Annotated in this window: 6 protein-coding genes; all 6 read left to right on the plus strand. The window is 75.0% G+C overall.

Features of this window, described 5'->3' with window-relative positions; genetic code table 11:
• Positions 1-74: 74 nt before the first annotated feature.
• The 6 genes from ACGF13_RS12460 (at position 75) to ACGF13_RS12485 (ending at position 13,245) form a co-directional block, all read left to right on the plus strand.
• Positions 75-7,157: an amino acid adenylation domain-containing protein gene (locus ACGF13_RS12460; RefSeq protein ID WP_392872625.1), complete on the plus strand. Its 7,083-nt coding sequence runs from the start codon at positions 75-77 to the stop codon at positions 7,155-7,157.
• 104 nt (positions 7,158-7,261) lie between these two features.
• Complete coding sequence (locus ACGF13_RS12465) at positions 7,262-8,308, plus strand: SAM-dependent methyltransferase (protein WP_392872628.1); 1,047 nt, start codon at positions 7,262-7,264, stop codon at positions 8,306-8,308.
• On the plus strand, positions 8,308-9,339 hold the full coding sequence (locus ACGF13_RS12470; RefSeq protein WP_392872631.1) for a pyridoxal phosphate-dependent aminotransferase: 1,032 nt from the start codon (positions 8,308-8,310) through the stop codon (positions 9,337-9,339). The genes ACGF13_RS12465 and ACGF13_RS12470 overlap by 1 nt, the downstream gene beginning before the upstream one ends.
• A gap of 200 nt (positions 9,340-9,539) precedes the next feature.
• Entirely contained in the window at positions 9,540-10,895 is a 1,356-nt protein-coding gene (locus ACGF13_RS12475) for an MFS transporter (RefSeq protein WP_392872634.1), read from the plus strand.
• Between the two features lie 113 nt (positions 10,896-11,008).
• Positions 11,009-12,106, plus strand: coding sequence for a 4-hydroxyphenylpyruvate dioxygenase (hppD, locus tag ACGF13_RS12480; protein WP_392872636.1), 1,098 nt, complete (start codon positions 11,009-11,011; stop codon positions 12,104-12,106).
• The gene (locus ACGF13_RS12485) at positions 12,103-13,245 is read left to right on the plus strand and encodes an alpha-hydroxy acid oxidase (protein WP_392872639.1); all 1,143 of its coding nucleotides are present in this window, start codon (positions 12,103-12,105) and stop codon (positions 13,243-13,245) included. Before hppD ends, ACGF13_RS12485 begins: the two co-directional genes overlap by 4 nt.
• Positions 13,246-13,279 lie beyond the last annotated feature (34 nt).

Consider the following 13,279-nt stretch of genomic DNA (forward strand, 5'->3'; position numbering starts at 1 on the left):
CGACCGCCCCGCCCCACCGGGCAGAGCGGCCCCACCAGCCACAGCAGCCGTACGTCGCCAGTCGGAGGCAGACCTTGATCCCGTTGTCGTTCGCCCAGCAGCGGCTCTGGTTCATCGAACAGTTCGAGGGCCCGAGCGCCCTCTACAACACTCCGTTCGCCCTCCGGCTGACCGGTGAGCTCGACGCCGCCGCCCTCGAGGGCGCGCTCGGGGACGTGGTGGAGCGGCACGAGGTGCTGCGCACCGTCTTCCCCACCACCGACGGCCAGCCCCACCAGCACATCCTCACCGAGGGGCGCCCGCCGCTGCACCGGGTGCCGGCGGCCGGCGAGGCCGAGTTGCACGAGCTGATGCGCGAGGCCGCCGGGCAGGTCTTCGACCTCGCCGCGGACCTCCCGGTCCGGGCCTGGCTGTACACCCTGCCCGCGCCGGACGAGCACGTCCTGCTGCTGCTCACCCACCACATCGCCAGCGACGGCTGGTCGGTGGCCCCGCTCTTCCGCGACCTCGCCGAGGCCTACCGGGCCCGCCTCGCCGGCACCGAGCCGCAGTGGGAGCCGCTGCCGGTGCAGTACGCCGACTACACCCTCTGGCAGCGCGAGCTGCTCGGCGAGGAGGACGACCCGGAGAGCGTCGTATCCCTGCAACTCGCCCACTGGCAGCAGGAGTTGTCCGGCCTGCCGGAGGAGCTGGCACTCCCCTACGACCGGCCGCGCCCGGCCCTGCCGAGCCGCCGCGGCGGCGCCGCCGACTTCGAGCTGGACGCCGAACTGCACACCGCCCTCACCGAGTTGGCCTCCGACCGGCACGCCAGCCTGTTCATGGCGCTGCAGGCCGCGGTGGCCGCCCTCTACACCCGCCTCGGCGCCGGCACCGACCTCCCGCTCGGCACCCCCGTCGCCGGCCGCACCGACGAGGCCCTCGACGACCTGGTCGGCTTCTTCGTCAACACCCTGCTGCTGCGCACCGACACCTCCGGCGACCCCAGCTTCCACGAGCTGCTCGACCGGGTCCGCCGGGCGAACCTGGACGCCTACGACCACCAGGACATCCCCTTCGAGCGCCTGGTCGAGCACCTCAACCCGACCCGCACCCCCGCCCGCCACCCGCTCTTCCAGACCGTCGTCACGCTGAACGCGGAACAGGCCGGCGACCTCGCCTTCGGCGCCGCCGTGGGCACCCCGGTCGAGGTCGGCGAGGCGCAGGCCCAGTTCGACCTCAACTTCAACTTCGTCGAGCGACTCGCGCCCGACGGCACCTGCCTGGGCGTGCGCGCCGCCGTCGACTACGCCGCCGACCTCTTCGACCACGCCACCGCCGTCTCCCTCGCCGAGCGGCTGGTACGCGTGCTGCGCGCCGCCGTCGCCGCCCCCGAGGCGCCGATCGGCACCGTCGAGATCCTCGACCCGGCCGAGCGTGAGCGGCTCCTCACCGGCTGGAACGGGCCGGCCGCGCCGGTCGCCGAGCAGAGCCTGCCCCGGCTGTTCGAGGCCCAGGCCGCCGCCACCCCCGAGGCCCTCGCCCTGGTCTCCGACACCGAGCGGCTCGACTACGCCGAGCTGAACGACCGCGCCAACCGGCTCGCCGCCCTGCTGCTGGAGCGCGGGCTGAGCACCGAACAGCCGGTCGCGGTACTGATGGAGCGCTCCGCCGGGCTGCTCACCGCCGTCCTCGCGATCGCCAAGGCGGGCGGCACGTACGTCCCGCTGGACGACCGCTACCCGCTGGACCGGCTCCAGCACATCCTCGCCGACACCCGCTCCGGCCTGCTGCTCGTCGACCCGGCCCACCGGGGCCACCCGGTGCTCGCCACCGGCGGCTTCGCCACCGTCGAGGTCACCGGGACGCTGCTCGACGAGGCCCCCGCGGCGGACAACCCGGCCGTGCCGGTGCTGCCCGGCCAGCCGGTCTACGTGATGTACACCTCCGGCTCGACCGGGGTGCCCAAGGGCGTCGCCGTCACCCACCGCAACGTGGTCGACCTGCTCGGCAACCCGCACTTCCGGGCCGGCCACCACGAGCGGGTGCTGCTGCACTCGCCCACCGCCTTCGACGCCTCCACCACCGAGATCTGGGCGCCGCTGGTCACCGGCGGGGCGATCGTCCTCGCCGAGCCCGGCGAGCTGGACATCCGCCGCCTCGCCGAGACCGTCACCACCCATCGGGTGACCCTGGTCCAGGCCCCGTCCGGCCTGCTGCGGCTGATGGCCGACGAGAACCCGGCCGCCTTCCGCGACGTGCGCCAGGTGTGGACCGGCGGCGACGTCGTCCCGCCGGAGTCCGTCCGCCGGATCCACCGGGCCTGCCCGGACACCGACGTGCTCGCGGTGTACGCGCCCACCGAGACCACCGCCATCAAGACCGTCTTCACCATGCGCCCGGGCGAGCCCGTCCCCGCCGTGGTGCCGATCGGCAGCCCGCTGAACAACACCCGGCCGTACGTGCTGGACACCGCGCTGCGGCCGGTGCCGGCCGGCGTGGCCGGGGAGCTGTACATCGCCGGCGAGGGCCTGGCCCGCGGCTACGTCGGCCGCCCCGCGCTGACCTCCGAGCGCTTCGTGGCCTGCCCGTTCGGCGAGCTGGGCAGCCGGATGTACCGCACCGGCGACCTGGTCCGCTGGACCGCCGACGGCGTGCTGGAGTTCCTCGGCCGGGCCGACGACCAGGTGAAGATCCGCGGCTTCCGGATCGAACTCGGCGAGGTCGAGGGCGCGTTCACCGCCCTCCCGACCGTCGGCCAGGCCTTCGCCGTGGTCCGCGAGGACCGGCCCGGCGACAAGCGCCTGGTGGTCTACGCCACCGGCGGGGCCACCCCCGCCGAGCTGCGCGCCGCCGTCGCCGACAGCCTGCCCAGCTACATGCTCCCGGCCGCCGTGGTCGTCCTCGACGCCCTCCCGGTGACCGCCAACGGCAAGGTCGACCGGCGCGCCCTGCCCGCCCCCGACTACACCGGGGCCGCCGAGGGCCGCGCCCCGCGCACCGACACCGAGCGCGCGCTGTGCGAACTCTTCACCGACGTCCTCGGGTTGGACCGGATCGGGATCGACGACAGCTTCTTCGACCTGGGCGGCCACTCGCTGCTCGCCACCAAGCTGGTCAGCCGCATCCGCACCGCGCTCGGCACCGAACTGCCCGTCCGGGCGCTGTTCGACGCCCCCAGCGTGGCCGCGCTGGCCGCCGCCCTGCCCACCCCGGGCACCGAGGAGCCCACCGCCCGTCCGGCCCTCGGGCCCGCCGCGCGGCCCGAGCGCGTCCCCCTCTCCCCCGCGCAGCAACGCCTGTGGTTCATCGACCAGTTCGAGGGCCCGAGCACGCTCTACAACACCCCGTGCGCCCTCCGGCTGACCGGCCCGGTCGACGCCGCCGCCCTCCACGCGGCCCTGGCGGACGTGCTCGACCGCCACGAGGTGCTGCGCACCGTCTACCCGACCACCGAAGGACAGCCGCACCAGCTGATCCTGGAACGCCCCGAACTCCCGCTGTGCACCGCGGCGGTGGCCGACGAGGAGGAACTCCACCGGGCCCTCGCCGAGGCCGGCGCGGAGGTCTTCGACCTCGCCCGCGACCTTCCGGTGCGCACCACCCTGTTCTCGCTGCCCGGCGAGGAGCACGTCCTGCTGGTGCTGATGCACCACATCGCCACCGACGGCTGGTCCGTGGTCCCGCTGCTGCGCGACCTCGCCGAGGCCTACCGGGCCCGCCTCGCCGGCACCGCCCCGCAGTGGCGGCCGCTGCCCGTGCAGTACGCCGACTACACCCTCTGGCAGCACGAGCTGCTCGGCACCGACGAGCGGCCCAGCGACCTGCTGAACGCCCAACTCGCCTACTGGCAGCAGGCCCTGGCCGACCTGCCGGAGGAGCTGACGCTCCCCTTCGACCGCCGCCGCCCCGCCACCCCGAGCCGCCGCGGCGCCGCCGTGGAGCTCCGGATGGACGCCGGACTCCACGCCGCCCTGGTCGAGTTGGCGCAGCAGAGCCGGGCCAGCGTGTTCATGGTGATGCAGGCCGCGCTGGCCACCACGCTGGGCCGGATCGGCGCGGGCACCGACCTGCCGATCGGCACCGTGGTGGCCGGCCGCACCGACGAGGCGCTGGAGGACCTGGTCGGCTTCTTCGTCAACACCCTGGTGCTGCGCACCGACCTGAGCGGCGACCCGAGCTTCCGCGAGCTGGTGGAGCGCGTCCGGGTCGCCACCCTGGACGCCTTCGAGCACCAGGACGTGCCCTTCGAGCGGCTGGTCGAGCTGCTCAACCCGGTGCGCTCGACCGCCCGCCACCCGCTCTGCCAGGTGATGCTCACCTCCGGCGGCGAGGCCGGGGAGATCAGCCTCGGCGGCCTGCCCGGCCGGGTCGAGCAACTGGACTCGGACCTCGCCAAGTTCGACCTGACCTTCGCCTTCAGCGAGAGCTTCGACGCGGACGGCACGCCGGCCGGTCTCGGCCTGACGCTGGAGTACGCCGTCGACCTGTTCGACCGGGCCACCGCCGAGGCGACGGCCGCCCGCCTCGAGCGCGCCCTGCGCGCGGTGCTGGCCGACCCGGACCAGTCCGTGGGCCGGGTCGAGGTGCTGGCGCCAGAGGAGCGCGAGCAGCTGCTCACCGGCTGGAACGACACCCGGGAGGACATCCCGCTCGGCACCTTCCCGGCGCTGTTCGAGGCGCGGGCCGCCGCCCGACCGGAGGCCGTCGCGCTGTCCTTCGGCGCCGAGCGGGTCACCTACGGCGAGCTGAACGAGCGCGCCAACCGCCTCGCCCGGCTGCTGACCGAGCACGGCGCGGGCCCCGAGCGGTTCGTCGCGATCGCCCTGGAGCGCTCGGTCGAACTGATCGTCGCCCAGCTCGCGGTGCTCAAGGCCGGCGCTGTCTTCCAGCCGCTGGACCCGCGCTACCCGGCCGACCGGATCGCCTACATGCTGGACGACGCCGCGCCCGCGCTGGTCCTCACCAGCAGGGCGCTGGCCGACGGCGTGCTCGGCGACAGCACCGTCCCCCGGCTGCTGCTGGAGGACCTGGACGCCTCCGGCCACCCGTCGCACGACCTCACCGGCACCGCGATCACCCCGCACTCCGCGGCGTACGTCATCTACACCTCGGGCTCCACCGGCCGCCCCAAGGGCGTGGTGGTCACCCACAGCGGCCTCGCCGCCATGGTGGAGGGCCAGCGACGGAACCTGGCCGTCACCCCGGACAGCCGGGTGCTGCTGTTCGCCTCGCCGTCCTTCGACGCGGCCGTCTGGGAGCTGGGCATGGCCCTGCTCACCGGCGCCCGGGCCGTCCTCGGCGACGCCGACCAACTGCTGCCGGGCCCCTCGCTGACGGCGCTGATCGCCGAACAGGGCGTCACCCACCTGACCCTGCCGCCGACCGCGCTGGCCGTGCTCGCCCCGGACGCGCTGCCCCCGGGCGCCACCCTGGTGGTCGCCGGTGAGGCCTGCCCGCCCGACCTGGTCGAGCACTGGTCGGCCCGGCTGCGGATGGTCAACGCCTACGGCCCGACCGAGTCCACCGTCTGCGCCAGCATGAGCAGCCCGCTCAGCGGCCGGATCGCCCCGCCGATGGGCCGGCCCGTGCCGGACACCCGGCTCTACGTCCTGGACGCGGCGCTGCAGCCCGTCCCGGCCGGGGTCGAGGGCGAGCTGTACATCGCCGGCGCGGGCCTGGCCCGCGGCTACCTCAACCGGCCGGGCCAGAGCGCCGAGCGCTTCGTCGCCGACCCGTACGGCGCCCCCGGCAGCCGGATGTACCGCTCGGGCGACCTGGTCCGCCGCCAGGCCGACGGCACCCTGGAGTACCTGGGCCGCACCGACCACCAGGTCAAGATCCGCGGCTTCCGGATCGAGCCCGGCGAGATCGAGGCCGTGCTCGCCCGGCACCCCTCGCTGGCCCAGGCGTTCGTGCTGGTCCGGGAGGACCGCCCGGGCGACCGCCGGCTGGTCGGCTACGCCGTCGCCCACCCCGGGCAGAGCGTCGACCAGGCCGCGCTGCGGGCCCACGTCGGCGCGTCCCTGCCCGACTACATGGTGCCCTCGGCGGTCGTCGCCCTGGACGCCCTGCCGCTGACCGCCAACGGCAAGGTCGACCGCAAGGCCCTCCCGGCCCCCGACAGCACCTGGCTCGGCTCCGGGCGGGCGCCCGCGACGCCGCGGGAGGAACTGCTCTGCGGCCTGTTCGCCGACCTGCTCGGGCTGGAGAAGGTCGGCGTCGACGACAACTTCTTCGAGCTGGGCGGGCACTCGCTGCTGGCCAGCCGGCTGGTCGCGGGCCTGCGCGAACTGGTCGGCGAGGACGAGGAGATCGGCGTCCGCGCGGTGTTCGAGGCGCCGACCGTCGCCCGGCTGGCGGAGCGGCTCACCCTGGGCCCGGCCGCCGAGAGCTTCCCCGTCCTGCTGCCGATCCGCACCCGCGGCTCGCGCCCGCCGCTGTTCTGCGTCCACCCGGCCGCCGGCATCAGCTGGGTCTACACCGGCCTGCTGCGCCACCTCGACGCCGAGCAGCCGATCTACGGCCTCCAGGCCCCCGGCCTGGCCGACCCGAGCGCGCACCCGGCCACCGTCGAGGAACTGGCCCGCACCTACCTCGCGCAGATCCGCGCCGTCCGCCCCGAGGGCCCGTACGCCCTGCTCGGCTGGTCCTTCGGCGGGGCCGTCGCCCACGCGATCGCCGCGCTGCTGCGCGAACAGGGCGAGGAGGTCCGGCTGCTGGCCCTGCTGGACGCCTACCCGGGCACCGGCGAGCCGGGGCCCGAGCAGTGGCGGGACGACCCGGCGCAGCTCGAACTGATCCTCGACTCGCTCGGCCACCCGGTCGGGGAGGTCACCGCCTGGCCCTCGGACGAGGACGGCTACGCCGCGCTCGTCCGGGGCGGCGAGGGCCCGCTCGCCGGCCTCAGCGGCGCCGGGGTGGCCCGGGTGGTCTCGGTCTTCCAGGCCAACGCCGAGCTGTCCCACGCGCTCCCGCTGCCCGGTTACGACGGCGACGCGGTGTTCTTCACCGCCGCCAAGGACCGGCCCACCGACGCCCCCGACCCGGAGAGCTGGCGCCCGCACCTGGGCGGTCGGCTCGACGTCCACGAGGTGCCGAGCACCCACGGCGCTATGACGAGCTCCGAAGCGCTCGCCGTCATCGGCCCGGTGCTCGCCGCCCACCTGACTCCCTGACCAGTCCGCCCCACCGACTCAGCACCCCTACCGACCGCAGGCAACCGACCTGCGCACACCACGCGGACCGCACCCGGCCCGCCCACGGAGAAACGGACACCACCATGACCACTGCGGCCATCCCCGACACCTGGCGTGGCATCACCCCGTCGCCGATCACCTCGACCGACGCCTACAACGGCTTCATCGCCGCCAACGTGATCTTCGCGCTGGACCGGATCGGCCTTCTGGAGTCGATCGGGCGCGGCGAGCCGCTCTCGGCCGCCGAGGCCACCGCCCAGGCCGGCGACACCGCCCGCACCGAGGCCGTGCTGCGCGCCGCCGCCGACTACGGCTACCTCAAGGCCGACGGCGACGCCTACCTGCCCACCGAGGCGGGCCTGGAGATCGCCGCCGCGCGCGGCTACTTCACCTGGGCCGTCGGCGGCTACCACGACGTGTTCGGCCGCGCCGGCCACCTGAGCGCCGGCACCCACCGCTACAACGAGGACGTCTTCCGCGACGAGGCGATGGTCGCCCTCGGCTCCGCCCAGTGCGACCAGTCGATGTTCGCCGCCCAGCTGACCGACGTGCTGAACGGCATCGACTTCCGCACCATCGCCGACCTGGGCTCCGGCACCTCCGCCCGGGTGCGCCGCGTGGTCTCGCAGCGCGAGGGCACCCGGGGCCTGGGCATCGACATCAGCCGCCCGGCCACCGACATCGCCCGCCGCGACATCGTCGAGGCCGGCATGCAGGACCGGGTCACCGCCGTCCGCGCGGACGTGCTGGGCCTGCTCGGCACCCAGATCGACAACGACGCCGAGGCCGCCGAGGTGGCCGAGGTCGACACCGTGATGAGCTTCTTCCTGCTGCACGACCTGCTGGCCGACCCGACCACCCGCTCCTCGATCTTCACCCGGATGCGGGAGGCCTTCCCGAAGGCCCGCACCTTCGTCCTCGGCGACACCATGCTGCGCGACCCGGGCACCTCCGAGGGCGCCCAGCCGGTCTTCTCGGTCGGCTTCGAGCTGGCGCACGCGATGATGGGCGTGCCGCTGCACACCAAGGCCACCTACGAGGAGCTGTTCACCGACGCCGGCCTGCGGATCGACCGCGTCGAGGCGCTGGCCACCCCGCACTCCTGGCTCTACGTCCTCCAGGCCGACTGATGGCCGCCCCGTCGGGCGCCAGATACCTGCTGGCGCAGAACGAGCACCCGTACCCGCCGCTGCCGTCGGTGCGGGCCGCGCTGGCCGAGGCCAGTGCCGACGTGCACCGCTACCCGGACTTCCGTCCGGAGCGGATCGCCGGGATCGTCGCCGACTGGCAGGGCGTCCCGGCCGGCCAGGTCGTGGTCGGCCACGGCTCGGCGGGCGTGGCACTGGACCTCTTCCACACGGTCGTCGAGCCCGGCGACAACGTGGTGCACTCGGACCCCTGCTTCGACGCGTACCCGCTGTTCTGCGAGATCGCCCGGGCCGAGGCCCGGCCGGTCCCGCTCGGCCCCGACGCCCGGCACGACCTGGCAACGATGGCCGAGCGGATGGACGGGCGCACCCGGATCGTCGTGCTGTGCAACCCGCACAACCCGACCGGCACGGTCTACTCCTGGGCCGAGCTGACGGAGTTCTTCCGCCGGGTGCCGTCCACCGCGCTGATCCTGCTCGACGAGGCGTACGTCGACTTCGCCCAGGGCTGGCAGGCCCCGGACGTGCCGGCCCGGATCGCCGAGTGGCCGAACCTGGTGGTGCTGCGCACGCTGTCCAAGTCGCACGGCATCGCGGCGCTGCGGATCGGCTACGCGCTGGCGGAGGAGTCCGTGGCCCAGCGGGTGCGGGACCACCAGGTGCCGTACGCGGTGAACCGGCTCCAGGAGGCGGGCCTGCTCGCCTCCGTCGCCGCCGGGGACGAGATGGCGCACCGGATCGCCGAGATCGCCGCGGAGCGGGAGCGCACCGAGGCCGAACTGCTGCGGCTCGGCTGGACGGTGGCGCCCAGCGTCGCCAACTTCCTGTGGGTCGACGCCCCCGGGGACCAACTGCCGCTGCGCGCGGAGCTGGAGCGCCTGGGCGTGGCCGTCCGCTACTACCCCGGCCTCGGCATCCGGGTCGCCATCGGCGAGAAGGACGCCAACGACGCGGTGATCGAGGGTTTCGCCGCCGTCGCCCCGCTCGCCCCGGCCCACCCCGTCGCACCCTGACGCCCGGCGCCCTGAGCACCCCGCGTGCGTCAGGGCGCACCCCGGGCACTCCCTGCACCTGCGGAACCGCCGGCACCTGAGGCATGTCCCGCACCTCCCGCACCTCCCGCACACCGCACCACCGCACCACCGCACCACCGCACCACCGCACACCCACGCACACCCCGAAGCGCCGCCGTCGGCGCAGCGAAGGAACCGCCATGCACCCGCTGTTGGCCCGCCCGGAGTTCCGGCGCTACCTCGTCGGGCAGACCCTGTCCGTCCTCGGTGACAGCGCCCTCTCCATCGCCCTCGGCATCTGGGCCAAGGTGCTGACCGGCAGCAACTCCGCCGCCGGTCTGGTGCTGTTCTGCTTCTCCGCGCCACTGCTGCTGCTGCCGCTCGGCGGCCTGCTCGCCGACCGGGTCCGCCGCAGGCCGCTGCTGGTCGGGGTCAACCTGGCGGTGGCGGTGTCACTGCTGCCGCTGCTGCTGGTCGACGGCCGGGACACGGTCTGGATCATCTACTGCACCGCCACGGTCTGCGGTCTGGCCGGGGCCGTCCTGGCTCCGGCGCAGAGCGCGCTGCTGCGCAGTATCCTGACGGAGCGTCAGGACTTCGGCGCGGCGGCCGGGCTGACCCAGAGCGCCCGGGCCGGCACCACCCTGGTGGCACCGCTGGTCGGCTCGGGGCTCTACGGCTGGTTCGGCGGGCACGCGGTGGCCGTGGCCGACCTCGTCGTGCTGCTGCTGGCGGCGCTGAGCTTCCTCACCCTGCGGGTGGAGGAGGTCAAGCCGGAACCCTCGGGTCTGCGGTGGCGCCGCGAGGTGCTGGCCGGCTTCGTCCACCTGCGCGCCTCGGTCGGGCTGCGGTCGCTGGTGGCGGCCACCGCCGTCTCCGGCTTCGTACTGAGCCTGCTCCAGCCGGTGCTGTTCGCGCTGACCCAGCACGGGCTGCACCGCTCGCCGCAGTTCCTCGGCGTGCTGGAGACCACCGAGGCGGTCGGCGCGCTGGGCGGCTCGGTGGTCGGCGGTCTGCTGATCGGCCGGCTCGGGCCGCGCCGGACGGTCATGGCGGGGTCTGCGGTGTTCGGCCTCGGGACCGTCCTGCTGCTCGCCCCGTCGCTGTACGTGGTGGAGGCCGGCCTGGTGATCGCGGGCGCGGGCATCCCGGCCGCCATGGTCGGGCTGGCCACCGCCGCCCAGGCGTCCACCCCGCCGCAGCTGATGGGGCGCGCCCAGGCGGCCGTCAACCTCTCGCTCACCGCACCGCAGGCGCTGGCCGTCGGCGTCGGCTCCGGCCTGGTGGCCGCCCTGGACTTCCGGGTGGTGCTCGGCGTGATGGTGGTCGGCGCGCTGCTCGCGGCCGCCCACCTGATCGGCAAGCCGGAGGCCCCGACGGAGCCGCCGGGCGAGGAGTCCGAGTCCGAGGACGAGCCCCGGACCGAATCTCAGCCCGAGCCCCGGACCGAACCCCGGACCCGGCCCGAATCCGCATCCGAGCCCCGGCCCGAGGGCGCGCCCGCGCCCGAGGGCCCGGCCGAGCGGCAGGACGCCAAGGACCTCCAGGCCGGCTGACCGGCCCCGGCGTACCCGCCCCGCCCCACCCCACATACCTGCACGACCCCGCACGTCCGATCACCCGATCACCCCTCAGCACCTCCCGTCCTCCTCACGAGAGAGCTCCTCCGATGACCGACCGTTCTTCTCCCGCCGCCACCCCGATCCCCGTCGCGCTGGACCACGTCGAGTTCTACGTGGCCGACCTGGGCGCCGAGACCACCCGGCTGACCGCGGAGTACGGCTTCGAGCTGCTCGTCCCGCCGACCGAGCGTGGCGACGCCGCCGAGCGCTGCCTCTCCGCGCTGTTCGGCCAGGCCGACATCCGGCTGCTGGTCACCCAGCCGCTGGCCGCCGGCCACCCGGCCACCGACTACCTGGAGCGGCACGGCGACGGCGTGGGCGCCCTCGGCCTGCGGGTGTCGGACGCCGCCGACGCCTTCCACGTCCTGACCGCGCGCGGCGCCGCCGCCCTGCGCGAGCCGCAGGCCGCCGACGGCTGCGTCACCGCGGTGGTCGACGCCTTCGGCGACGTGGTGCACACCCTGATCGAGCGCGGCCCCGAGACCCCGGCCGGCCGCATCCCCGGCCTGCCCGACCCGGCCCCGCTGACCGGCGAGGGCCAGGTCGGCCTGCGCTCCGTCGACCACTTCGCCGTCCTGGTCCCGTTCGGCGAGCTGCGCAAGACCGAGCACCGCTACCGCGAGGTCTTCGGCTTCCGGACGATCTTCGAGGAGCGGGTCGAGGTCGGCACGCTCGGCATGGACTCGGCCGTCGTGCAGAGCGGCGACCGCAGCGTCACCCTCACCCTGATCGAGCCGCTCACCGCCGACGCGGGCGGCCAGATCGCCTCCTTCCTGGCCGGCCACGACGGCGCCGGGGTGCAGCACGTCGCCTTCGCCGCCGAGGACGCGGTGCGCTCCGTCTCCGTCATGGCCGAGCGCGGCGTGCCGTTCCTGCGCACCCCGCAGACCTACTACGACGCGCTGCCCGACCGCCTGACGCCGCTGCGGCACTCCTTCGAGCAGCTGCGCGAGCTGAACCTGCTGGTCGACCAGGACCACGACGGCCAGCTGTTCCAGATCTTCACCCGCTCCCAGCACCCGCGGAACACCTTCTTCTTCGAGGTGATCGAGCGCATCCGGGCCCGCAACTTCGGCAGCAACAACATCCGCGCCCTCTACGAGGCCGTGGAACTCCAGCGCAACGCCGGCGAAGTGGCCGGATGAGCGCGTCCGTCCGCAGCGAACCCCCGGCCGACGTGCGCCCGGCGCTGTCCGTCGCGGAGTACGCCGACCGGGCCCGGGCCGTGCTCGCGCCCGAGGTCTGGGAGTGGCTGGAGGGCGGCGCCGAGCGCGAGTTGACCCTCGCCGCCAACCGGGCCGCCTTCGACCGGGTGGGCCTGGTGCCCCGGGTGCTGACCGACGTCGGCACCCGGGACACCGCCGCCACCCTGGTGCGCAGCCGGGCGGCACTGCCGGTGGCGGTGGCGCCCGTCGCCTACCACCGGCTGTTCCACCCCGAGGGCGAGCTGGCCTCGGCCCGCGCCTCGGCCGCCGCGGGCGTGCCGTTCACCGTCGGCACGCTCAGCAGCGTCGGCTTCGAGGAGCTGGCGAAGACCGGTGCCACGCTCTGGTTCCAGCTCTACTGGCTGCGCGACCGCGGCCGGCTGCTCGACCTGGTCAGGGCGGCCGAGGAGGCCGGCAGCGAGGCCCTGGTGGTCACCGCCGACGTGCCGTACATGGGTCGCCGGCTGCGTGACGCCAGGAACGCCTTCGCGCTGCCCGACGGCGTCCGCGCGGCGCTGCTGGAGGGCGGCGCCGCCGGGCGGGCGCACCGGTCCACCACCGCCGTCTCGGCGGTGGCCGCGCACACCGCCGAGCTGCTCTCCCCCGGCGTCACCTGGGCCGACCTCGAGTGGCTGCGCGGGGAGACCGAACTGCCGCTGGTGGTCAAGGGCGTGCTCGACCCGGCCGACGCTCGGCGGGCCGCCGGCATCGGCGCCGCGGCCGTGGTGGTCTCCAACCACGGCGGCCGCCAGCTCGACCGGGCCGTGCCCGCGCTGACGGTCCTGCCCGCCGTCGCCGAGGCGCTGGCCGGCGAGGACTGCCAGGTACTGATGGACAGCGGGGTGCGCGGCGGCTCGGACGTACTCGCCGCGCTGGCCCTCGGCGCCGCCGGGGTGCTGCTGGGACGCCCGCTGATCTGGGGCCTGGCGGCCGGCGGCGAGGCGGGCTGCACCGAGGTCCTCGACCTGCTCGCCACCGAACTGCGGCACGCGCTCGGCCTCGCGGGCTGCGCCGACCTCCGGGCCGCCGCCGAGCTGCGCACCACCACCCTGCCCTGCACCACCTGGAGCACCCCGTGACCACCATCGCCGCACCGCACGACCTGCTGCTGGC

The sequence above is a fragment of the Kitasatospora sp. NPDC048286 genome, assembly GCF_043201735.1.
Taxonomy (GTDB): domain Bacteria; phylum Actinomycetota; class Actinomycetes; order Streptomycetales; family Streptomycetaceae; genus Kitasatospora.

Excerpts from the sequence above, each read along its gene's own strand:
- ACGF13_RS12465 (WP_392872628.1), top strand. The coding sequence starts at position 7,262 with ATGACCACTGCGGCCATCCCCGACACCTGGCGTGGCATCACCCCGTCG.
- ACGF13_RS12470 (WP_392872631.1), top strand. The coding sequence starts at position 8,308 with ATGGCCGCCCCGTCGGGCGCCAGATACCTGCTGGCGCAGAACGAGCAC.
- ACGF13_RS12475 (WP_392872634.1), top strand. The coding sequence starts at position 9,540 with ATGCACCCGCTGTTGGCCCGCCCGGAGTTCCGGCGCTACCTCGTCGGG.
- hppD (WP_392872636.1), top strand. The coding sequence starts at position 11,009 with ATGACCGACCGTTCTTCTCCCGCCGCCACCCCGATCCCCGTCGCGCTG.
- ACGF13_RS12485 (WP_392872639.1), top strand. The coding sequence starts at position 12,103 with ATGAGCGCGTCCGTCCGCAGCGAACCCCCGGCCGACGTGCGCCCGGCG.